Below are 23088 nucleotides of genomic sequence, written 5' to 3' on the forward strand. Positions count from 1 at the left end.
AACTAAATGTTAATTATAGCATTTTTTTGGACGAGGCTGAATAAGCTTTCAATAGAGTATGTCTGGAATCAGGAGGTCGATAGCAGGATGAACTGGTATGGAATGCGAGCACATGAAGTGGAAGAAAGAACGAATACGAATGTAAAGGTTGGACTTACAGAGAAAGAAGCAGAAGGGCGAGTAAAGAAATTTGGTACTAATGAATTAGAAGAAGCAAAAAGGCCTTCTGCACTAATGGTATTTTTAGCACAGTTTAAAGATTTCATGGTACTCGTTTTGTTTGGAGCAACAATTGTTTCTGCGTTTTTAGGTGAATACATTGATTCTATTGCTATTGTTGCCATTGTTATTATCAATGGTATTCTCGGCTTTTTTCAAGAAAGAAAAGCTGAAAAATCATTGGAAGCTTTAAAGGAACTAGCTGCCCCGCAAGTTACTGTAATGCGGAATGGAAAGTGGGTAAAAGCACCATCTAAAGCACTTGTTTTAGGTGATATTATTAAGTTTTCCAGTGGTGATCGTATTGGGGCTGATGTGCGTCTTGTTGAGGCATCAAGTTTATATATTGAAGAGTCTGCTTTGACAGGGGAGTCCGTACCTGTACAAAAGAAGGTAGAAGCACTGCAAGGGCAAGATGTTGCAATTGGGGATCAAAAAAATATGGCTTTTATGGGGACAATGATTACGCGAGGATCTGGTACAGGAGTCGTTGTAGCAACTGGTATGAATACAGCGATGGGGCAAATTGCAAATATGTTGCAAAATGCAGAGCAAATGGAAACGCCACTGCAAAGAAGGTTAGAACAGCTCGGAAAAATATTAATTATTGTAGCTCTTATTTTGACAGCGCTCGTTGTATTGGCTGGTGTGTATCAAGGGAATGAAGTATATCATATGTTTTTAGCTGGCGTATCGCTAGCTGTTGCGGCTATTCCAGAAGGATTGCCAGCAATTGTTACAGTAGCTTTATCACTTGGTGTACAGCGTATGATAAAAAAGAGAGCAATTGTAAGGAAGTTACCGGCCGTAGAAACGTTAGGCTGCGCTTCTGTTATATGCTCTGATAAAACGGGAACAATGACACAAAACAAAATGATGGTAACACATATGTGGTCAGGCGGAGAATTGTGGAAAGTGACAGGGCAAGGATATGAACCTAATGGCTCTTTTATGAAAGGTGAAAAAGAAGTGAATCCAGCTAAGACAAAATCACTTTATCAGCTACTTACATTTGGTTCACTATGTAACAATGCAAATATTATTCAAAAGAAAAAGGCGTACGTATTAGATGGGGATCCAACAGAGGGAGCGCTTGTAGCTGCAGCAATGAAAGCTGGGATAACACGTGAGGCATTGAAAGGGAAATTTGAAATTATTCGTGAATTTCCATTTGATTCAACTCGAAAAATGATGAGTGTTATTGTACGAGATCGAGAGGGGAAAAAGTTTATTGTTACGAAAGGAGCACCGGATGTTCTTTTGCAAATGAGTCAAACAATCTTATGGGGGGATAAGCAGCAGCCGTTAAGTGAGCTATATAGAAAAGAAGTACAAGCGGCTATTCATAGCTTAGGTAGTCAAGCGCTTCGAACAATTGCAGTTGCGTTTAAACCTTTAAAAGTCACGGATTCTATTGAACATGAAAGAGACGTTGAAAAAGATTTTATGTTGGTTGGGATACAAGGTATGATTGACCCGCCAAGGCCAGAAGTCGCGCAGGCGGTAAAAGAGTGTAAAGAAGCTGGTATTCGAACAGTAATGATTACAGGTGATCATAAAGTGACAGCAATGGCGATTGCTGAACAATTAGGAGTTTTACCACCAGATGGACGCGTTGTTGAAGGAGTAGAACTCGCGAATATGGATGTGGAGGAATTAGAAAATGTTGTAGAAGATACGTATGTATTCGCTCGTGTATCACCTGAGCATAAATTGAAAATTGTTAAAGCATTGCAAAATCAAGGACATATAGTAGCGATGACAGGTGATGGAGTGAACGATGCTCCAGCTATAAAAACAGCGGATATTGGGATAGCGATGGGGATTACAGGGACAGATGTTGCAAAAGAAGCCTCTTCACTTGTTTTACTAGATGATAATTTTGCTACAATTAAGTCAGCGATTAAAGAAGGAAGAAATATATACGAGAACATACGTAAGTTCATTCGCTACTTATTGGCGTCAAATGTTGGAGAAATTTTAGTTATGTTATTTGCGATGTTACTTGCATTACCACTGCCGATGGTTCCTATTCAAATTTTATGGGTGAACTTAGTTACTGATGGTTTACCAGCGATGGCATTAGGTTTGGATAAGGCTGAAGGAGATGTGATGAAGAGAACACCGCGTCACCCGAAAGAAGGGGTATTCGCTAGAGGGCTTGCGTGGAAAATAATAAGTCGAGGGTTTTTAATTGGAGCAGTGACGTTAGTGGCGTTTATTATTGCGTATAACCAACATCCAAATGAACTGAAATATGCACAAACTGTAGCGTTCGCGACGTTGGTACTTGCACAGCTTATTCATGTATTTGATTGTCGTAGTGAGCATTCTGTCTTTCACCGTAATCCATTTGGGAACGTGTATTTAGTAGGGGCGGTTATTATTTCGTTACTACTTATGCTAGTGGTTATATATTATCCACCGTTACAACCGATCTTTAGCACAATGCCGATACAAGCAAGAGATTGGTTATTAATTGGAGGTTTGTCATCAATTCCGACTTTCTTACTAGTAGGTTCTTTATTAACAGGGAAAAAGGCTAAGAAGAAAAAGCCGATGTTATATAAGAAGGGATTAAACTTGAAATAGTCAATGTTATGAAAATGTGATATAATTTACAGAAGGTAGTAGAGCCTTGTCTCTATTACCTTTTTCATTGAGTTATTTTATGGCTTGGATGTGATAAAAATGATTTCTAGTATGACAGGGTTTGGAAGATCGAAAGTAGAAAGTGATACTTTTCAAATTACAGTAGAAATGAAATCGGTGAACCACCGTTTTTTAGAGATGAGTATTCGACTTCCTAAGCAAATGATGGTATTTGAGGACAAAATTCGTAAAATAATTGCACAGCAAGTTCGACGTGGGCGCATCGAAGTGTCTATTAGTATAGCAGGTGAAGGACTTGTTGAAAGAAAATTAAGTGTGAATTGGTCACTTCTTGAGCAGTACCAATCGATGATGGAAGATATAAAAGGGAAATTTCAATTACAAGATTCTATTACACTTCAGCAATTAATGGCAATGCCAGAAGTAACAGCAATTGAAGAAATAGAAAATGTAAATGAACATTTTGAGAACAGTTTATATGAGGCTGTTCGTCAAGCTGCTCATATGTTGAAAACGATGAGAGATGGCGAAGGAGAACGATTACATAAAGATATAGCGTATCGTTTACAAGAGATTAGCAATTGTGTAAATGCGATTATTCCACATGCACCAATTGTTACACAAAAATATCGTGAACGATTAGAAAATCGCTTAAAAGAATTACATAATCAAGATCTAGATGAACAAAGATTGCTAACAGAAGTCGCAATCTTTGCAGAGCGTTGTGATATTCATGAAGAGTTAGTTCGTTTGCAAAGTCATTTAGAGCAATTTCGTGAAACATTGCAGATTGAAGAGCCTGTTGGAAGGAAAATGGATTTCATCGTGCAAGAGATGCATAGAGAAATTAATACGATTGGTTCTAAGGCAAATGACTTAACAATTTCAAAATATGTTGTAGAAATGAAAAATAACCTTGAAAAAATTCGTGAACAAGTACAAAATATTGAGTAGCTTTCAAAAAATATATAAAGTTATACGTGGTGGAGAAATCGGATAGACTTACTAGGAGGCGCAAACTATGGCCATGCGGTTTTTAAATATTGGATACGGAAATATTGTATCTGCTCATCGAATTATTGCTATTGTAAGTCCGGAGTCAGCTCCTATTAAACGAACAGTACAAGAAGCACGCGAACATAATGCTTTGCTTGATGCTACGTATGGGAGAAAAACAAGGGCGGTTATTGTTATGGATGATGGGCATGTTGTATTAAGTCCAATTCAACCAGAGACGATTGCACATCGTTTGAATAATAAAGAAGATTTAAGTGAGGAAGGGTAGGTTTTACATATTTATGAGAAGTAGAAGAGGATTGCTCATCGTTCTTTCAGGGCCTTCTGGGGTTGGAAAAGGGACGGTTCGTAAAGAGCTGTTTAGCCATGAGGATACACGTTTTCAGTACTCTATTTCAGTAACGACACGTAAGCCGCGTGAAGGTGAAGTAGATGGTGTGGATTATTTCTTTAAAGAAAGAGAAGAATTCGAGGAAATGATTCGTAATGAAAAATTACTTGAGTGGGCTGAGTTCGTAGGTAATTATTACGGAACACCGATTGACTATGTTGAAAAAACATTACAAGAAGGAAAAGATGTATTCTTAGAAATTGAAGTGCAAGGAGCAATTCAAGTTAAGAAAGCTTTCCCAGAAGGTGTATTTATTTTCTTAGCACCTCCAAGTTTATCTGAACTAAAGAGCCGTATTGTCGGACGTGGTACAGAGACTGAAGATGTTATTGAAAATCGTTTAACTGTAGCGAAAGAAGAAATCGAGATGATGGACGCTTACGACTATGTAGTAGAAAACGATCAAGTTGAATTAGCTTGTGATAGAATTAAAGCAATTGTGGTTGGCGAACATTGCCGCCGCGAAAGGGTAGCAAAATATTATAAAGAAATGACGGAGGGTCTATAATTATGTTAAATCCATCAATTGACTCATTACTACAAAAAATCGATTCTAAGTACACTTTAGTAACAGTGGCTGCAAAACGCGCACGTGAAATGCAACTTGCTAATAACTGTGTTGTAGAAAAACCTGTTTCTCATAAATGTGTAGGTAAAGCATTAGAAGAAATCGATGCAGAAGCATTAAGCTACGTACCAAGTGAAGATAAAGTAGCTGAATAAGCCTTTGCCTTCGACAAAATAAAACATAGACTTTATAATTTTCTATGTAACGGTAACAACCTATTTACAAGTAGGTTGTTATTTTTTTACGAAAGGAATGAAATATCGGTACTGACGAGCTGAGAATTCTATTTCAGTATTATAAGTTTGAAAAAGAAAGAGGACGAGTCATATGCTAAAAGGGAAAAAGATACTTTTATGTGTAACAGGAGGCATTGCGGTTTTTAAAGCAGCTGCGTTAACGAGTAAATTGACACAATCTGGCGCGATTGTCAAAGTAATGATGAGTGAGTCGGCAATGAAGTTTGTTACGCCTCTTACATTCCAAGCGCTTTCTCGCCATGATGTATATACGGATACATTCGATGAGAAAGACTCAGCTGTTATTGCTCATATTGATTTAGCAGATTGGGCGGATGTTGTACTTGTCGCACCTGCTACTGCCAATTGTATTGGAAAGTTAGCTGGTGGTATTGCAGATGATATGATTACAACTACTTTGTTAGCTACTACAGCTCCGGTATGGATTGCGCCTGCTATGAATGTGCATATGTATGAAAATAAAATAGTTCAAAAAAATATGATGACATTGAAAACGCTAGGATATACATTTATTGAGCCTGGGGAAGGCTTTTTAGCATGTGGATATGTAGCGAAGGGACGACTAGAAGAACCTGAAGCAATTATTGCACGGTTAGAGGAAGCTTTCTCAGAACACAAACCATTGCAGGGAAAAAGAATATTAATAACTGCTGGCCCAACACGTGAAAAGGTTGATCCAGTTCGTTTTATGACGAATTTTTCTTCTGGGAAAATGGGGTATGCGATTGCGGAAGTGGCAGCGAATTTAGGCGCTGATGTTATACTCGTTTCAGGACCGACAGCATTAAATCCACCGTTACATGTAACGACAGTGCAAGTGGAATCTGCACAAGATATGTTAGAAGCAGTTCTTCAACATTATCAAAACGTAGACGTTCTCATTAAAACAGCAGCAGTTGCAGATTATCGTCCGAAATATGTGCATGAGAATAAAATGAAAAAGCAAAATGGTGATGCTGTCATTGAACTTGAAAGAACGGTGGATATTTTAAAAACATTAGGGCGGAAAAAGGATAAACAGTTACTTATCGGTTTTGCTGCTGAAACGACAAATGTAGAGGAATATGCAACGAAAAAACTACGTGAGAAAAATGCAGATATGATTGTCGCGAATGATGTAAAAGCGCAAGGAGCTGGATTTGGCACGGATACGAATATTGTAACAATGTATAGAAAAGATGGAAAAGTTATTGAGTTGCCACTTTTAATGAAAAAAGAGGTAGCTCGTGAAATATTGAAGCAAATTGAAATGATGTTAGAAGATGATCGTTTATGAAATTTGCAAGTGTAATTGTTGATGTACCTGCCCGTCAGACAGATCGACCATTTGATTATATTATTCCTAAAAAATGGGAAGATATTGTACAGACAGGAATGCGTGTAGTAGTTCCGTTTGGGCCAAGAAAATTGCAAGGTTTTATTATTGGGATTAAAGATTCGGTGGATGTAGAAAGTAAGAAGTTAAAGACAATCCATGAAATATTAGATGTAACACCGGTTTTAAATGATGAATTATTAAAGCTTGGATATTGGCTTACAAGTGAAACGTTATGCTACATGATTTCAGCTTTTCAAGTGATGCTTCCAACTGCGATAAAAGCAACGTATAAAAAACGTCTACAACTTTGTAAACAGGAAGAAATAGCACCTGAAATACTATATTTATTTCAGGATAAAGAAGCAATTGATTTTGAAGTAATCGAGCAACAGCCACATTTATACCGAACTATTCAACAAGAAATTAAAAATGGTACGGTTGAAGTCGTTTATCAAGTGAAAGATAAAGTACAAAAGAAGAAGCAAAGAGTGGTTCAGCCGGAGTTGCCAGAAGATAAATTGGAATTAGCGGCATTTGAACTGAAAAGTAAAAAACAACAAGATGTACTTTATTATTTTGTGGAAAATTATAAAAGTACACCGTTGAAAGTAATTACAGAAGAGTTACAAATAACAGATGCTCCAATAAAAGCACTTGTTAAAAAGGGATTCATTTCAGAAAAGTATGTGGAAGTATACCGAAATCCGTATGACGATGATGATTTTGAACAAACAAAACCATTTCCACTTACGGAGGAACAAAAACAAGTTATTACACCGATTTTATCATCAATTACAAATGAAACTTATAATCCATTTTTGCTATATGGTGTTACAGGAAGTGGAAAGACAGAAGTATATTTACAATCTATAGCAGCAGTGCTCAAGAAAGGAAAAGAAGCTATCGTTCTTGTTCCTGAAATTGCACTAACGCCCCAAATGGTGGATCGTTTTAAAGGTAGGTTTGGCTCGCAAGTTGCAGTTCTTCATAGTGCGTTGTCTGTTGGAGAAAAGTATGACGAGTGGCGTAAGATTTTAAGAAAAGAAGTGAAAGTTGTAGTTGGTGCGCGTTCAGCTGTTTTTGCGCCTTTTGAGAATTTAGGGATTATTATTATTGATGAAGAGCATGAATCAAGTTACAAACAAGAAGATAATCCGAGGTATCATGCAAGAGATGTAGCTGTCTGGAGAGGACAATATCATAAATGTCCTATCGTTCTTGGTAGTGCGACACCAACACTTGAATCGTTTGCAAGGGCGAAAAAAGGTGTTTATGAACTATTAACAATGGAAAAACGTATGAATGAACAAGCTTTACCAACGGTAGAGATTGTTGACATGCGAGAAGAACTTCGTGACGGGAATCGATCAATGTTTTCTAAGGCGCTGCATGAAAAAATAGCAGATCGATTAGAAAAGAAAGAACAAATGGTACTCTTTTTAAATAGAAGAGGTCATTCTACATTTGTTATGTGCCGTGATTGTGGGTATGTTGTCCAATGTCCGCATTGTGATATTTCATTGACATATCATAAAATGAATCATCGTTTAAAATGTCATTATTGTAGTTACGAAGAGAATATGCCAACTGAGTGTCCAGCTTGTCAAAGTACATACATTCGTTTCTTTGGTACAGGTACACAAAAGGTAGAAGAAGAAATTACAAAACTATTTCCAGAGGCGCGAGTCATTCGAATGGATGTAGATACGACAAGTCGAAAAGGAATGCATGAAAAATTATTAAAGGCGTTTGGGGAAGAAAAAGCAGATATATTACTTGGAACACAAATGATTGCTAAAGGATTAGATTTTCCGAAAGTAACGCTCGTTGGGGTTTTAACTGCAGATACGATGCTTCACTTACCTGATTTTCGGGCGAGTGAAAAGACATATCAGTTATTGACGCAAGTAAGTGGACGAGCGGGTAGACATGAATTGCCAGGGGAAGTTGTGATTCAAACGTATACGCCAGAACATTACAGTATAGAGTTAGCGAAGAACCAACAATATGATGTGTTTTTTGACCAAGAAATGCAAATGAGACGAACAAGACAATATCCCCCATATTACTATGTTGTACTCGTAACTGTATCTCATCCAGAATTATTAAAAGCGGTACAAGTGACGGAAAAAATTGCCTCGTATTTACGAACGCATTGCTCACAGCAAACAATGGTGCTAGGACCAGTTGCTTCAGCGATTCCAAGGATAAAAGATAGATATCGTTATCAATGCATGATAAAATACAAACGGGAACCAAACTTAAAGAACGTGCTCAAAATGGTAAATGAACATTATCAAGCAGAAATGCAAAAAGAGCTACAAATCTCAATTGATTTTAATCCAACAATGTTAATGTAGCGGAGGGAAATATGGCAGTTTTAGAAATAATAAAGCATCCAAATGAAGTGTTAGAAACACCATGCGAAAGAGTAATTAACTTTGATAAAAAGTTAGTGAAATTGTTGAAAGATATGCATGAAACAATGTTAATTGCGGACGGAGTCGGTTTAGCTGCGCCTCAAGTAGGTGTAAGCTTGCAAGTAGCGGTTGTTGATGTCGATGATGATACTGGGAAAATCGAGTTAATCAATCCATCAATATTAGAAAAACGTGGTGAACAAGTAGGTCCCGAAGGCTGTTTAAGCTTCCCGGGACTTTATGGTGAAGTAGAACGTGCCGATTATATTAAAGTAAGAGCGCAAAATCGCCGTGGGAAAGTATTCTTATTAGAAGCGGAAGGATTTTTAGCGCGTGCAATTCAACATGAAATTGATCATTTACACGGTGTTTTATTTACATCGAAAGTGACAAGATATTATGAAGAAAACGAACTAGAATAGGTGTTAAAAGGAGCGGTTTTTAAATGATAAAAGTAGTGTTTATGGGAACACCGGACTTTTCAGTGCCGGTGCTTCGTCGTCTTATTGAGGATGGCTATGAGGTAGTAGGTGTTGTGACGCAACCTGATCGTCCAGTAGGTAGAAAAAAAGTATTAACACCTACACCTGTTAAAGTTGAAGCGGAAAAACATGGTATCCCTGTGTTACAGCCGTTAAAAATTCGTGAAAAAGATGAATATGAAAAAGTATTGGCATTAGAGCCAGATTTAATTGTAACAGCTGCATTTGGGCAGATTGTACCAAATGAAATTTTAGAAGCACCAAAGTATGGGTGTATTAATGTTCACGCTTCTTTACTTCCTGAACTTCGTGGTGGTGCACCAATTCATTATGCAATTATGGAAGGTAAAGAAAAAACAGGTATTACAATTATGTATATGGTAGAAAAATTGGATGCTGGTGATATCTTAACGCAAGTGGAAGTTGAAATTGAAGAGCGTGAAACGACAGGCTCATTATTTGATAAATTAAGTGAAGCAGGAGCACACCTTCTATCTAAAACAGTGCCTTTATTAATTCAAGGTAAGTTAGAACCGATTAAACAAAACGAAGAAGAAGTAACGTTTGCGTACAATATAAAACGTGAGCAAGAGAAAATTGATTGGACAAAAACAGGTGAAGAAGTATACAATCACATTCGCGGATTGAATCCATGGCCAGTTGCTTATACAACTTTAGCAGGACAAGTTGTTAAAGTATGGTGGGGGGAAAAAGTGCCTATAACTGAACCGGCTGAAGCAGGTACGATTGTTGCAATCGAAGAAGATGGTTTTGTTGTAGCAACGAGTAATGAAACAGGTGTTAAAATTACTGAATTGCAACCTTCTGGTAAAAAGCGTATGAGTTGTTCACAATTTTTACGTGGAACAAAACCTGAAATTGGAACGAAGTTAGGAGAAAATGCATGAGACAAAATGTTCGTGAATTAGCTCTTGATGGTTTAATTCAAGTGGAAAAAAGTGGTGCATATAGCAACTTACTTTTAAATAATCTAATTGAAAAAAGTGCAATTGATAGAAAAGATATTGGTTTATTAACTGAAATTGTATATGGAACGATTCAACGTCGTGACACATTAGATTATTATTTACAGCCTTTTTTAAAAAAGAAGGTTGAGGCGTGGGTAAGAGTATTGCTTCGCTTATCTTTATATCAAATGATTTATTTAGACCGAGTGCCAGAAAGAGCGGCTATTCATGAAGCGGTTGAGATTGCAAAGCGTCGCGGGCATAAAGGAATTGCTGGTATGGTGAACGGTGTATTACGTTCGATTCAGAGAGAAGGTGTACCTTCTGTAGATGAAATCAAGGATCCAGTAGAACGTCTTGCAATTACAACAAGTCATCCAGTTTGGCTTGTCCAAGAGTGGACTTCAGAATACGGTTTAGAAACTGCAGAAAAAATGTGCGAAGTAAACATGTTACCCCCTGTACCAACAGCGCGTGTGAATGTTGATAAGGTAACTGTAGAAGAAGCGATTGAGTTGTTAGCAAGTGAAGGTATAGAAGCAAAACGTGGTGACTTATCAGATGATGCTATTCAGATTGAAAGAGGAAATGTAGCGCATACAGAAGCGTTTAAAAAAGGATTTCTTTCTATTCAAGATGAAAGTTCTATGCTTGTAGCACGCGCTTTAGAACCGAATACGGGAGATGCAGTTCTTGATAGTTGTGCTGCTCCAGGCGGAAAAACAACGCATATCGCGGAACGATTAAAGGGAACTGGTAAGGTCATGTCCCTTGATTTACATGCACACAAAGTACGTTTAATTAAACAGCAAGCAGAGCGACTTGGTCTAGAAAATGTCGAAACTAAAGCGCTAGATGCTAGAAAAGTGCAAGAGCACTTTGCAAATGAAACGTTTGATAAAATATTGGTAGATGCACCGTGTTCTGGATTTGGTGTAATTAGACGTAAACCTGATATTAAGTTAGGAAAAGATAAAGGCGATAGTGAAAGATTATCGACGATTCAAATTGCAATACTAGAAAAAATAGCACCATTATTAAAACAAGGCGGTCGTCTTGTTTATAGTACGTGCACAATTGAGAAAATAGAAAATGAACAAGTAATAGAGAAATTTTTACAAGAACATCCTGAATTTGAATGGGATACTACGCTTAAAGAGCGTATGCCAGAAAAATTAACTCCGTATATTGATGAAGGTCAAGTGCAAATTTTACCGCATTATTTTGCGACGGATGGCTTTTATATTGCTTGTTTAAGGAAGAAGGTGTAGCATCATGGAAACGACTGTAAGAAAACAAAAGAAAAATTTAGAAACGAAGAAACCATCAATTTACTCTTTACAACTTCATGAAATGCAAGATTGGTTAAAGGAACAAGGAGAACCGAAGTTCCGTGCTGGACAAATTTTTGATTGGTTATATAAAAAACGTGTAAAAAATTATGAGAATATGTCAAACCTTTCTAAAGGATTGCGTGATAAATTGTCGAATTCCTTTGATATTACTACTTTAAAAACGTTAGTAAAACAAACGTCTTCGGATGGAACAATTAAATTCTTATTCCAATTATATGACGGATATTCTATTGAAACGGTATTAATGCGACACGAATATGGAAATTCCATTTGTGTAACAACGCAAGTTGGTTGTCGTATTGGGTGTACGTTCTGTGCTTCGACACTTGGTGGATTAAAGCGAAACCTAGAAGCTGGAGAAATCGTAGCGCAAGTAGTAGAAGTTCAGCGTGCGCTTGATGAAACAGAAGAACGTGTAAGTTCTCTTGTTGTTATGGGGATTGGAGAACCATTTGATAACTATGATAATTTAATGGGATTCTTACGCATCATTAACCATGAAAAAGGACTTCATATTGGTGCGAGACATATGACTGTTTCGACGAGTGGAATTATCCCGAAAATTTATAAGTTTGCTGAAGAAGATCTACAAATTAATTTTGCGATTTCATTGCATGCTCCAAACTCAGAATTACGTTCAAAATTAATGCCGATTAACCGTGCTTATAAATTACCAGATTTAATGGAAGCTATTAAATACTATGTAAATAGAACAGGGCGTCGTATTACTTTTGAATATGGATTATTTGGAGGAGAAAATGACCAAGTAGAGCATGCTGAAGAGCTTGCTGCGCTCTTAAAAGGTGTAAAATGTCATGTGAACTTGATTCCGGTAAACTACGTACCTGAACGTGATTATGTACGTACGCCACGTGAACAAATTTTCTTGTTCGAAAAAACGTTAAAAGATCGTGGAGTGAATGTAACGATTCGCCGTGAACAAGGTCATGATATTGATGCAGCCTGCGGTCAGTTGCGTGCGAAGGAGCGCAAAGAAGAGACGAGGTGACGAGATGAAAGCCGTATTTCTATCGGATAAAGGAAAAGTTCGTCAACATAATGAAGATAGTGCAGGAGTTTTTCACAATTTAGATGGAAATGTATTAGCGGTAGTAGCAGATGGAATGGGAGGTCATCGAGCTGGTGATGTAGCTAGCTCGATGGCCATTCAATTATTTCATGATTATTGGAAGCAAACACATAATATGAATGAGCCGAAAAAAGTAGAACAATGGTTACATACTAGTGTTGGGATTATTAATGAGCGTATATATGAATATGCTCAGCAAAATGCAGAATGTAATGGTATGGGAACAACGCTTATAATAGCTGTTTGTACACCAAGCTTTGTGACAATAGGGCATATAGGAGATAGTCGTTGCTATATGGTATCAGAAGGAGAAATGACGCTAGTAACGGAAGATCATTCGCTTGTAAATGAGCTTGTGAAACATGGTGAAATTTCAAAGGAAGACGCAGAGTATCATCCGAAAAAGAATGTGTTATTAAGAGCATTAGGAACAGAAGAAAAAGTTGGGTTAGATGTTAAAACGTTGGTGATTGAGGAAGATGATCAATTACTTCTTTGCTCTGATGGGTTATCAAACAAAGTTTCTATTGATGATATGCGACAAATTTTACAGTTAAATGAACAGCTTGAAGGTAAAGGGCAGTGTCTCATTCAATTGGCAAATGATCGCGGTGGAGAAGATAATATCACACTTGTTCTTATTGATTATGCGGGTTCGACAAACGAAAGTAGGTGAAGTGCAACGTGCTGATTGGAAAACGCTTAAATGACCGTTATAAGCTGCTGAAAATGATTGGTGGTGGCGGAATGGCCAATGTATATTTAGCTCATGATGATATACTTGGCCGAGATGTAGCGGTAAAAATATTAAGACTCGACTACTCAAATAACGAAGAGTTTATTAAACGTTTCCATCGAGAAGCGCAGTCTGTTACAACGTTGTCGCATCCAAATATTGTGAATATGTATGATGTCGGAGAAGAAGATGGTATATACTATCTTGTCATGGAATATGTACCAGGACAAACATTGAAGCAATACATAATTGAGCGAGGGATGTTACCTATAGGAGAAGCTCTTGATATTATGGAGCAGTTAACATCCGCTATGGCACACGCCCATCATTTTGAAATTGTGCATCGTGATATAAAGCCGCACAATATTTTAATTCGAGCTGATGGAATAATAAAAGTAACAGATTTTGGAATTGCGACAGCTACAAGTGCAACAACAATTACACATACAAATTCAGTGCTCGGTTCAGTCCATTATTTATCACCAGAACAGGCACGTGGCGGAATAGCAAATAAACAATCAGATATCTATTCTCTTGGGATAGTTATGTTTGAATTGTTAACAGGAAGACAACCGTTTTCTGGCGAATCTGCTGTTGCTATAGCTTTAAAACATTTACAAAGTGAAATCCCATCACCAAAAAGATGGAATGAAAATATTCCGCAAAGTGTTGAAAATATTATATTAAAAGCAACTGCAAAAGATCCGTTCCATCGATATCAATCTGCCAATGCGATGAAGCGAGATATTGAAACTGCGCTATATCCAGAGAGGATAAATGAGCAACCGTTTTACATACCAGAAGATATGGAAGCGACGAAAGCGATTCCGATTATTCAACAAGAACAATTATTTGAAAATGTAAGTGATGAAACGATTGTTTTAAAAGGGAGTAAGGTGGAAGAACCGATAAGAGCAGAAGCAGCTGAGTTAGATAAGAAGAAAAAACGGAGTAACAAGTGGCTTAAAGTTTTAATTTCAACATTTTTATTTTTAGCAATAGGAATAACATTAGCGCTTACGGTTATTCCAGGATTATTTATTCCGAAAGATGTGAAAGTTCCTGATGTGGCTGGTATGAAATACACGACAGCTGTAAATACATTAGTAGAAAAGGGCTTTGAGGTGACGGAGCCTAATATTGTATATACAGATGATGTTGAAGTTGGGGATGTAATAAAAACGGACCCTGTAGCAGGAAGAGTCGTAAAAGAAAACGCTAAAATTACTATCTATCAATCAGGTGGGAAAAAGAAAAGTAAGATGGCGAATTTCACAGGACAAAACTTTGAGAGTGTAAAAGCTGAGTTAGAAGAAAAATATAAACAAGTTACAGTAAATTATATTGAAAATGATAAGCCGAAAGGTGAAATTGTAGAGCAAATTCCGACGCCTGATCAAATGGTTATAGAAGCGGAGCAAGAACTGAAAATCTGGGTAAGTAAAGGTCCTTATCAAATTAGACCAGGTGACTTTTCGGGGTGGACTGAAAATAGTGTAACTGGTTATTTGAATGAGAGAAAACTAACGTCAGATATAAAACGAGAGTATTCAGATACAGTCGAAAAAGGACTTGTAATTTCGCAATTTCCAAAACCAGGTACACCATTAAAAGAGGGAGATAAAGTAACTATTATTATCTCTGATGGTCAAAAGCCTAAAGTGACTAAAACGGTAAAATTGGACAATATCTCTATCCCATATGAGCCTGCTGTAACAGGTGAAAAAAAGCCGCAAACAATAGAACTTTATAAAGAAGACATGCAGCAAAAAATGGATAGACCGGTTGAAACGAGAACAATTACTGAATCAGCGACTATTTCTTTAGAATTTGTAATTCAAGAAGGTTCAAAGGGACACTATAAAATTGTACGAGATGGAGTAACGATTATTGATAAAGAAGTACCATATCCAACTCAATAATAGTGAAAGTCTACTTATTATTATTGCCTGTTATGCTGTCTACAAAGTGGACGGTATAGCAGGCAAAAATATATGATTCAAAAAGCTAGTAACGTGATGCAGCTGTAAATATTTTTTTGCATTTAATGGGAAATTTAATGTATATTAGCGAAAGTATATATGGTAGGTTTTGAAATCGTTATTTAGAAAATTTAAATCCATTCATTTTTAAATTCAGCATCACCTTATACAAAAAAAGGAGAATTCTATGCCAGAAGGAAAAATTATAAAAGCTTTAAGTGGGTTTTATTACGTGCAGCATGAAGAAGGGGTTACGCAATGTCGTGGACGAGGTGTATTTAGAAAAAATAAAATTACACCACTTGTAGGAGACCAAGTTGTTTTTCAGGCAGATAATCCAACTGAAGGTTATGTGCTTGAAGTGTTTGATCGAAAAAATGAACTTGTTAGACCTCCTATTGCTAATGTCGATCAAGCGATCCTTGTGTTCTCTGCAGTAGAACCAGATTTTAATCCTGGACTGTTAGATCGATTTTTAGTGCTGATTGAATATCATAACATTAAGCCAATTATTTGTATTAGCAAGATGGATTTAGTAGATGAAAAGATGAAAGCAACTGTTGAAGCTTATGCGAATGATTATCGTGAGATGGGTTATGATGTTTTATTTACTTCTATTAATACGTCAGAAAGTATTGATATATTAAAACCATACTTAGAAAATTGTGTTTCTGTCGTTGCGGGTCAATCTGGTGTGGGGAAATCTTCAATGCTTAATGTGCTACGTCCAGAATTAGAGCTGAAAACAAATGATATTTCCTCCCATTTAGGACGCGGGAAGCATACGACAAGACACGTAGAATTAATTGCAATTGGGAGTGGACTAGTAGCAGATACACCGGGTTTTAGTTCACTAGATTTCATTGATATAGAAGTAGAAGATCTTACATATTGTTTTCCAGAGTTGAAAGAAGCGAGCCAATACTGTAAATTTAGAGGGTGTACACATCTTTCTGAACCGAAATGTGCGGTGAAAGCTGCGGTTGAAGAAGGGAAGATTACAGAATATCGCTATAAGAACTATAAACAATTCGTAGAAGAAATTAGAGAGAGAAAGCCGAGGTATTAGTTATGATTAAAATTGCACCATCGATTTTATCAGCAGATTTTTCAAAATTAGGGGAAGAAATTAAAGATGTAGAAAAGGGCGGAGCGGATTACATTCACGTTGACGTAATGGATGGACATTTCGTACCAAATATTACGATTGGACCGTTAATTGTAGAAGCTATCCGTCCAATTACATCATTACCATTAGATGTACATTTAATGATTGAAAATCCTGATAACTATATCCCGACTTTCGCACAAGCGGGAGCGGATATTATTACTGTTCACGTAGAGGCGTGTCCACATCTACATCGTACAATTCAGTTAATTAAATCTCATGGTATTAAAGCGGGCGTTGTATTAAATCCACATACGCCAGTTTCAGTAATTGAGCATGTATTAGAAGATATAGATATGGTATTACTTATGACAGTAAACCCTGGATTTGGTGGACAGAAGTTTATCCATTCTGTATTACCGAAAATTAAACAAGTTGCAGACATGGTGAAAGAGCGCAATCTAGAAGTAGAAATTGAAGTTGATGGTGGTGTAAATGCTGAAACAGCAAGACTTTGTGTGGAAGCAGGAGCAAATGTACTTGTAGCTGGATCAGCAGTATACAATCAAAAAGACCGCGGTGAAGCAATTCGCGTAATTCGTGGGTAGTGATGAACTTTATCCTAGTAAGGTATTCATAGGATGGCGTAAAAATATGTAAAAAGGCAATCTACCGAATGGCAGATTGCCTTTTTACAATGGAAGGGGAAGAAAAAATGATTATTCATATTTTGGCAGGAGGACCTTCGGAATATTGTGCAGATTTTGCTCGATATGAGGATGAGGAAGTAGTGTGGGCAGCGGTTGATAGGGGAGTATACCGTCTATTAAAGAAAGGGATTACACCGGCTGTTGCGTTTGGAGATTACGATTCAGTTACCGAAGAAGAATTAGTATGGATGGGACAGCAAACGAACGAATTACATATTGTTCCGCGAGAAAAAGATCAAACGGATTTAGAAATTGCAATTAACTGGGCATTAGGACAGAAGCCGGCACTAATTCGTATTTTTGGTGCTACCGGTGGAAGGCTTGATCACGGTTTGGCAAATATACAGATGCTGTTAAAAGGGTTAGAAGTAGAGATAGAAATGTGTATTGTGGACAATAAAAATGAAATAACAGTTAAAAAAGTGGGTACACATATAATTGAAGAAAATAAAAACTTTCCTTATGTATCTTTTGTACCAGTTACTGAAATAGTGGAAGGGATTACATTGTTTGGTTTTAAGTACCCGCTTACTAATAAAACAATAGAGTGGGGATCAACACTTTGTATTAGTAACGAACTCGTTGAGGAAAAAGGTACTTTTTCATTTACTTCTGGCATATTAATGTTGATAAGAAGCACTGATTGAAGAAACAATTTTGCTCCTTACATCATATAGTGACCAAGTGGAGTAATGGGGATTAGGAGGGAAACCATGAGATTTTATACAATTAAGTTACCTAAATTTCTTGGTGGAATTGTTCGTGCAATGTTAAATACCTTCAAAAAAGATTAAAAAAAGCACCTATCACCGGTGCTTTTTCCATTGTTATAGTAAAAAAAGAGCCTATCGGCTCTTTTTTTTATTATTAAACACGTTCGATTTTGCCAGATTTTAATGCTCTAGCAGAAACGTAAACACGTTGAACTTTTCCGTCGATGCGTACGCGAACTTTTTGAAGGTTAGCGCCCCACTTACGTTTTGTAGCGTTCATTGCGTGAGAACGAGAGTTACCAGAACGAGCTTTTCTTCCAGTAATAGCACAAACACGAGCCATTTATATTTCCCTCCCTTGATACCTTACCATACGTAATTTTTCAATGTTAGTCTTTTATGCGATGCTAAAAACACTACTATAATTTAACACAACTAAAAAGAGAATGCAACACCGTAGAAAAAAGAAATCAAGAAAATTTACTTGACACTATATGTCAATGAAGAAAAGTTGAAATCCATAAAAATTGCTTGACATATTATAGTGGTACATGTTGTATAATAACAATGGACTATTTTGCTCATCATAAAAAAGTGTAATTTAAAACATAAAATATGAGAGTGAAAAGAAAGAACGATGGAATTTTCTTTAAAAAGATTATATGATAGTAACTAAAGTAGTCTAGCTCACTTTCACCATTTATGAAGGGGGAAACGAGATGTCAATTGAAATTAAAACGAAGTACGGTCAAATTGATATTAGTACAGATGTAATTGCAACAATTGCTGGAGGTGCCGCGGTAGATTGCTACGGTATCGTAGGTATGGCATCAAAAAATCAGTTAAAAGATGGATTAACAGACATTTTACGAAAAGAAAATTTCACTAGAGGTGTTATTGTTCGTAAAGATGAAGATGAAGTACATATTGATATGTATATTATTGTGAGCTATGGTACGAAAATTTCAGAAGTGGCACATAATGTGCAGACGAAAGTGAAATATACATTAGATCAAACTGTAGGACTAGCAGTAGATTCTGTAAACATCTACGTACAAGGAGTTAAAGTAATAAACTTGTAATGTGCATTAAGGAGGAAAATCTGTGTCAATTCAAAAAATTGATGGAAAACGTTTATCACAAATGATCATGCAAGGAGCGAATAATTTAACAAATAATGTTCAGCTTGTTGATGCATTAAACGTATTTCCAGTTCCAGATGGCGATACCGGTACAAACATGAACTTATCTATGACTTCAGGTGCGCGTGAAGTGAAAGCAAATCCTTCACAGCATGCTGGTAAAGTCGGCGTAAGTTTAGCCAAAGGATTATTAATGGGAGCTCGTGGTAACTCTGGAGTTATTTTATCTCAGTTGTTCCGTGGTTTCTCTAAATCCATTGAACAAAAAGAGGAATTAACAACAGTTGATTTTGCTGCAGCACTAGAAGCTGGAGTAGAGGCGGCTTATAAAGCGGTTATGAAACCGATTGAAGGAACGATTTTAACGGTTGCAAGAGAAACGGGTAAATATGCAGTAACAGTTGCGAAAAAACAGCGCGACTTTGTTTTGTTTATGGAAGACGTTGTGAAAGAAGCAAACGCATCGTTAAATCGTACGCCAGATTTATTACCTGTATTAAAACAAGTTGGCGTTGTAGATAGCGGTGGTAAAGGTCTTGTAGTGGTATACGAAGGGTTTTTAGCTGACTTAAAAGGAGAAACGATTTCTTCTGATGCACCGACGCAACCATCTATGAATGAAATGGTACGCGCAGAACATCACCGTAGTGTACAAAGCCAATTGAGTACAGAAGATATTAAATATGGATATTGTACAGAGTTCATGGTGAAATTAGAGGCTGAAAAGGTGAAAGAGCATAATTTCTCTGAACAAAAATTCCGTGAAGATATTAGTGTATATGGTGATTCTCTACTAGTTGTGTCTGATGATGAAATTGTAAAAGTTCATATCCATGCAGAACATCCTGGAGACGCTATGAACTACGGGCAAAAATACGGTAGTTTAATTAAGATTAAAGTAGAAAATATGCGTGAACAGCATACTGCTTTGTTAGATGAACCTACTATGGTTCCTGAGCAACCAGCTCAATCGAAAGAAAAACAACCATATGGTATCGTAACTGTAGCTATGGGTTCTGGTATTAAAACTTTATTTGAGAGCATTGGCGCAACGAAAGTTATCGAAGGTGGTCAAACGATGAATCCAAGTACGGAGGATATCGTGAAGGCAATTGAAGAAGCAAATGCTGAAAAAATCATTATTTTACCGAATAACGGAAATATTGTAATGGCAGCAGAACAAGCGGCATCAGTTGTAGATCAAGAAGTTATTGTTGTTCGTTCGAAAACAGTTCCTCAAGGTATGGCAGCAATGTTAGCATTTAACCCAGTTGGAACGTTAGAAGAGAATGAAGAAAACATGCAAGAAGCTTTATCTCATGTGAAAACAGGTCAAATTACGTATGCTGTACGTGATACGGAAATTGATGGTGTAGCAATTCAAAAAGATGATTTCATGTGTATTGCAGATGGGAAAATTGTATCTACAAATGCTGAAAAAGTAGGAGCTGCGAAGCAATTACTAGAAGCGCTTATTGATGAAGATTCTGAAATCGTAACGATTCTACAAGGGGAAGATGCAACTGATGAAGAAGTAGCGGAGTTAGTTGAATTTGTAGAAGAGAAATTTGAAGATGCAGAAGTAGAAGTACATGCTGGAAACCAACCAGTGTATTCTTTCATCTTCTCTGTAGAATAAGATAAGATTCGTTTTGAAAATAAATGGATTACTTACTTGCTAATGGATAAGAAGTAGTAATATGAAGTTTATTACTAGTTTTTATTCAAAAGGCTAGCATATTGAAGAGAGAAAAGAGCCTTGCTGCTAATAGTGAGGCTCTTTTTTACTTGTTTTATATAAGGGATTTGAGTAGTTTCTCTTAGAATGCCTATGATAGAATATATAAGGTGAAAGAGAGCGATTACAGATGCTAATTGGTACTCAAATAAAATGCAATAAAGAAAATAATGTGACGGGGTGTGAGAATCTTGAATGATGTTGTACAAGTTCCTGTTACGGATGTAAAGGGGATCGGAGGAGAAACATCTGAGTTACTACATGAGATGGGTATTTATACAGTTTCTCATCTATTAGAACATTTTCCGTACCGTTATGAAGATTATGCGATGAAAGATCTTGCTGAAGTAAAGCATGATGAACGTGTAACGGTTGAAGGGAAGGTTCATAGTGCTCCTTTGCTGCAATATTATGGTAAGAAGAAATCGCGTTTAACAGTTCGTGTTCTCGTCGGTCGTTATTTAATTACGGCGGTATGTTTTAATAGGCCTTACTATAAGCAAAAATTAAAGTTAGATGAAACGATAACGATTACTGGTAAATGGGATCAACATCGTCAAACAATTGCTGTATCAGAACTTCATTTTGGACCGGTTGTACGTCAACAAGAAGTGGAACCTGTTTATTCAGTAAAGGGGAAACTTACAGTAAAACAGATGCGTCGTTTTATTGCTCAAGCGTTAAAGGAATATGGAGATTCTATAGTCGAAGTGTTACCGGATGGTTTGTTAGGGCGATATAAATTATTACCAAGATATGAAGCGCTCAGGGCATTGCATTTTCCGGTAGGACAGGAAGATTTGAAGCAAGCGCGTCGCCGTTTTGTATATGAAGAATTTTTCTTATTTCAGCTGAAAATGCAAACGCTCCGGAAAATGGAGAGGGAAAATTCAAAAGGGACGAAGAAAGAGATTCCGTCAGCAGAATTACAAGAATTTATCGATGCACTGCCGTTTCCATTAACGGGTGCGCAGCGCCGAGTTGTAGATGAAATTTTGAAAGATATGACATCTCCTTATCGGATGAACCGACTATTGCAAGGTGACGTTGGTTCTGGGAAAACAGTTGTTGCTGCGATTGGTCTTTATGCATCGAAATTAGCTCATTATCAAGGTGCTTTAATGGTTCCTACAGAAATTTTAGCTGAGCAACATTATCAGTCGCTTGCTGAAACGTTTTCGCATTTTGGTATGAAGGTGGAACTGTTAACAAGTTCTGTTAAAGGGGCGAGACGTCGAGAAATTTTAGCGAAGTTAGAACAAGGAGAAATAGATATTCTTGTTGGAACGCATGCCTTAATTCAAGATGAAGTTATATTTCATAGGTTGGGTCTCGTTATTACAGATGAACAGCATCGATTTGGTGTAGCGCAGCGCCGAGTTTTACGGGAGAAAGGTGAAAGTCCAGATGTATTATTTATGACAGCGACACCAATTCCGCGTACGCTTGCAATTACTGCATTTGGAGAGATGGATGTTTCGATAATCGATGAGATGCCAGCAGGTAGAAAGGTGATTGAAACATACTGGGCAAAACATGATATGTTAGATCGCGTTCTCGGTTTCGTTGAAAAGGAGATAAAAAAAGGAAGACAGGCATACGTTATTTGTCCTCTAATTGAAGAATCTGAGAAACTTGATGTGCAAAATGCTATCGACTTACATAGTATGCTGACGCATCATTACCAAGGGAAATGCCAAGTTGGATTGATGCATGGGAGATTATCGTCTCAGGAAAAAGAAGAGATAATGGGACAGTTTAGTGAAAATAAAGTACAAATTCTTGTATCGACAACAGTTGTTGAAGTAGGTGTGAACGTACCGAATGCGACTGTAATGGTTATTTATGATGCAGAACGTTTCGGTTTATCGCAGCTTCATCAGCTTAGAGGGCGTGTCGGCCGTGGTAGTGAACAATCATATTGTTTATTAATAGCAGACCCTAAATCAGAAACAGGGAAAGAAAGAATGCGCATAATGACTGAAACAAATGATGGATTTGTATTGTCAGAAAAAGATTTAGAATTACGAGGTCCTGGAGATTTCTTTGGGAGTAAGCAAAGTGGCTTACCAGAATTTAAGGTTGCTGACATGGTACATGATTATCGAGCGTTAGAAACGGCAAGGCAAGATGCGGCGATACTAGTAGATTCAGAAGCGTTTTGGCACAATGATCAGTATGCTGCCTTGCGTACGTATCTTGATGGGACAGGTGTGTTCCAAGGAGAGAAGCTCGATTAAAGGGAGTCAACAAAAGTTTTT

At 37.1% G+C, this 23088-nt stretch carries 21 protein-coding genes; 20 read left to right on the top strand and 1 reads right to left on the bottom strand.

The genetic code is table 11. The features are described 5' to 3' along the window. The first annotated feature begins 87 nt into the window (after nt 1-87). From IQ781_RS24080 to spoVM, 17 genes are all read left to right on the top strand, one after another. A complete protein-coding gene (locus IQ781_RS24080; RefSeq protein WP_001104778.1) occupies nt 88-2811 on the top strand; it encodes a calcium-translocating P-type ATPase, SERCA-type in 2724 nt (907 codons plus the stop codon). A gap of 99 nt (nt 2812-2910) precedes the next feature. Continuing rightward, on the top strand, nt 2911-3786 hold the full coding sequence (locus tag IQ781_RS24085; protein WP_000625869.1) for a YicC/YloC family endoribonuclease: 876 nt from the start codon (nt 2911-2913) through the stop codon (nt 3784-3786). Nucleotides 3787-3853: 67 nt separating this feature from the next. Continuing rightward, entirely contained in the window at nt 3854-4117 is a 264-nt protein-coding gene (remA, locus tag IQ781_RS24090) for an extracellular matrix/biofilm regulator RemA (protein WP_001251456.1), read from the top strand. A gap of 13 nt (nt 4118-4130) precedes the next feature. Next, nucleotides 4131-4748, top strand: coding sequence for a guanylate kinase (gene gmk / locus IQ781_RS24095; RefSeq protein WP_001257741.1), 618 nt, complete (start codon nt 4131-4133; stop codon nt 4746-4748). A 2-nt stretch (nt 4749-4750) separates the two neighbouring features. Further along, entirely contained in the window at nt 4751-4963 is a 213-nt protein-coding gene (gene rpoZ, locus IQ781_RS24100) for a DNA-directed RNA polymerase subunit omega (protein WP_000933960.1), read from the top strand. A 172-nt stretch (nt 4964-5135) separates the two neighbouring features. Continuing rightward, a complete protein-coding gene (coaBC, locus tag IQ781_RS24105; RefSeq protein WP_139846730.1) occupies nt 5136-6341 on the top strand; it encodes a bifunctional phosphopantothenoylcysteine decarboxylase/phosphopantothenate--cysteine ligase CoaBC in 1206 nt (401 codons plus the stop codon). Continuing rightward, on the top strand, nt 6338-8743 hold the full coding sequence (priA, locus tag IQ781_RS24110) for a primosomal protein N' (protein WP_000666720.1): 2406 nt from the start codon (nt 6338-6340) through the stop codon (nt 8741-8743). The genes coaBC and priA overlap by 4 nt, the downstream gene beginning before the upstream one ends. An 11-nt stretch (nt 8744-8754) precedes the next feature. Further along, on the top strand, nt 8755-9225 hold the full coding sequence (gene def / locus IQ781_RS24115; protein ID WP_000279455.1) for a peptide deformylase: 471 nt from the start codon (nt 8755-8757) through the stop codon (nt 9223-9225). 23 nt (nt 9226-9248) lie between these two features. Continuing rightward, entirely contained in the window at nt 9249-10193 is a 945-nt protein-coding gene (gene fmt / locus IQ781_RS24120) for a methionyl-tRNA formyltransferase (protein ID WP_000598804.1), read from the top strand. After that, a complete protein-coding gene (rsmB, locus tag IQ781_RS24125; protein WP_001249666.1) occupies nt 10190-11524 on the top strand; it encodes a 16S rRNA (cytosine(967)-C(5))-methyltransferase RsmB in 1335 nt (444 codons plus the stop codon). The genes fmt and rsmB overlap by 4 nt, the downstream gene beginning before the upstream one ends. A 4-nt stretch (nt 11525-11528) precedes the next feature. After that, nucleotides 11529-12617, top strand: coding sequence for a dual-specificity RNA methyltransferase RlmN (gene rlmN, locus IQ781_RS24130; RefSeq protein ID WP_139846731.1), 1089 nt, complete (start codon nt 11529-11531; stop codon nt 12615-12617). A gap of 4 nt (nt 12618-12621) precedes the next feature. Beyond that, nucleotides 12622-13374 (top strand): Stp1/IreP family PP2C-type Ser/Thr phosphatase, encoded by a 753-nt coding sequence (locus IQ781_RS24135; protein ID WP_000648703.1) that lies wholly within the window; start codon nt 12622-12624, stop codon nt 13372-13374. Between the two features lie 8 nt (nt 13375-13382). Next, a complete protein-coding gene (gene pknB, locus IQ781_RS24140) occupies nt 13383-15356 on the top strand; it encodes a Stk1 family PASTA domain-containing Ser/Thr kinase (RefSeq protein ID WP_139846732.1) in 1974 nt (657 codons plus the stop codon). A 247-nt stretch (nt 15357-15603) separates the two neighbouring features. Continuing rightward, complete coding sequence (rsgA, locus tag IQ781_RS24145; RefSeq protein ID WP_001113932.1) at nt 15604-16485, top strand: ribosome small subunit-dependent GTPase A; 882 nt, start codon at nt 15604-15606, stop codon at nt 16483-16485. A 2-nt stretch (nt 16486-16487) separates the two neighbouring features. Beyond that, nucleotides 16488-17132 (top strand): ribulose-phosphate 3-epimerase, encoded by a 645-nt coding sequence (rpe, locus tag IQ781_RS24150; RefSeq protein WP_000589974.1) that lies wholly within the window; start codon nt 16488-16490, stop codon nt 17130-17132. A 68-nt stretch (nt 17133-17200) separates the two neighbouring features. After that, entirely contained in the window at nt 17201-17881 is a 681-nt protein-coding gene (locus IQ781_RS24155) for a thiamine diphosphokinase (RefSeq protein WP_002026234.1), read from the top strand. A 66-nt stretch (nt 17882-17947) separates the two neighbouring features. Continuing rightward, nucleotides 17948-18028 carry a stage V sporulation protein SpoVM gene (gene spoVM, locus IQ781_RS24160; RefSeq protein WP_001213599.1) on the top strand — a complete coding sequence of 27 codons (81 nt, stop codon included), beginning with the start codon at nt 17948-17950 and terminating at the stop codon, nt 18026-18028. Nucleotides 18029-18101: 73 nt separating this feature from the next. On the opposite strand, the gene rpmB is transcribed toward spoVM, so the two are convergent. After that, complete coding sequence (gene rpmB / locus IQ781_RS24165; RefSeq protein WP_000124776.1) at nt 18102-18290, bottom strand: 50S ribosomal protein L28; 189 nt, start codon at nt 18288-18290, stop codon at nt 18102-18104. 376 nt (nt 18291-18666) lie between these two features. Here rpmB and IQ781_RS24170 point away from each other — a divergent pair, with 376 nt between their 5' ends. The 3 genes from IQ781_RS24170 to recG all read left to right on the top strand — a co-directional run bounded on the left by IQ781_RS24170 (nt 18667) and on the right by recG (nt 23067). After that, on the top strand, nt 18667-19029 hold the full coding sequence (locus IQ781_RS24170; protein WP_000021109.1) for an Asp23/Gls24 family envelope stress response protein: 363 nt from the start codon (nt 18667-18669) through the stop codon (nt 19027-19029). 22 nt (nt 19030-19051) lie between these two features. Then, nucleotides 19052-20728, top strand: coding sequence for a DAK2 domain-containing protein (locus IQ781_RS24175; RefSeq protein WP_000027129.1), 1677 nt, complete (start codon nt 19052-19054; stop codon nt 20726-20728). 290 nt (nt 20729-21018) lie between these two features. Beyond that, entirely contained in the window at nt 21019-23067 is a 2049-nt protein-coding gene (gene recG, locus IQ781_RS24180; RefSeq protein ID WP_001000816.1) for an ATP-dependent DNA helicase RecG, read from the top strand. Nucleotides 23068-23088: the final 21 nt, after the last annotated feature.

Origin of the sequence: Bacillus sp. N447-1 (genome assembly GCF_022701035.1) — a bacterium.
GTDB classification, from domain to species: Bacteria; Bacillota; Bacilli; order Bacillales; family Bacillaceae_G; genus Bacillus_A; species Bacillus_A cereus.

Coding starts and splice junctions, on each gene's coding strand:
- rlmN (WP_139846731.1), top strand. CDS start 11,529: ATGGAAACGACTGTAAGAAAACAAAAGAAAAATTTAGAAACGAAGAAA.
- coaBC (WP_139846730.1), top strand. CDS start 5,136: ATGCTAAAAGGGAAAAAGATACTTTTATGTGTAACAGGAGGCATTGCG.
- priA (WP_000666720.1), top strand. CDS start 6,338: ATGAAATTTGCAAGTGTAATTGTTGATGTACCTGCCCGTCAGACAGAT.
- IQ781_RS24135 (WP_000648703.1), top strand. CDS start 12,622: ATGAAAGCCGTATTTCTATCGGATAAAGGAAAAGTTCGTCAACATAAT.
- rsmB (WP_001249666.1), top strand. CDS start 10,190: ATGAGACAAAATGTTCGTGAATTAGCTCTTGATGGTTTAATTCAAGTG.
- def (WP_000279455.1), top strand. CDS start 8,755: ATGGCAGTTTTAGAAATAATAAAGCATCCAAATGAAGTGTTAGAAACA.
- IQ781_RS24080 (WP_001104778.1), top strand. CDS start 88: ATGAACTGGTATGGAATGCGAGCACATGAAGTGGAAGAAAGAACGAAT.
- rpoZ (WP_000933960.1), top strand. CDS start 4,751: ATGTTAAATCCATCAATTGACTCATTACTACAAAAAATCGATTCTAAG.
- gmk (WP_001257741.1), top strand. CDS start 4,131: ATGAGAAGTAGAAGAGGATTGCTCATCGTTCTTTCAGGGCCTTCTGGG.
- rsgA (WP_001113932.1), top strand. CDS start 15,604: ATGCCAGAAGGAAAAATTATAAAAGCTTTAAGTGGGTTTTATTACGTG.
- IQ781_RS24170 (WP_000021109.1), top strand. CDS start 18,667: ATGTCAATTGAAATTAAAACGAAGTACGGTCAAATTGATATTAGTACA.
- rpmB (WP_000124776.1), bottom strand. CDS start 18,290: ATGGCTCGTGTTTGTGCTATTACTGGAAGAAAAGCTCGTTCTGGTAAC.
- remA (WP_001251456.1), top strand. CDS start 3,854: ATGGCCATGCGGTTTTTAAATATTGGATACGGAAATATTGTATCTGCT.
- IQ781_RS24155 (WP_002026234.1), top strand. CDS start 17,201: ATGGCAGATTGCCTTTTTACAATGGAAGGGGAAGAAAAAATGATTATT.
- spoVM (WP_001213599.1), top strand. CDS start 17,948: ATGAGATTTTATACAATTAAGTTACCTAAATTTCTTGGTGGAATTGTT.
- IQ781_RS24085 (WP_000625869.1), top strand. CDS start 2,911: ATGATTTCTAGTATGACAGGGTTTGGAAGATCGAAAGTAGAAAGTGAT.
- rpe (WP_000589974.1), top strand. CDS start 16,488: ATGATTAAAATTGCACCATCGATTTTATCAGCAGATTTTTCAAAATTA.
- fmt (WP_000598804.1), top strand. CDS start 9,249: ATGATAAAAGTAGTGTTTATGGGAACACCGGACTTTTCAGTGCCGGTG.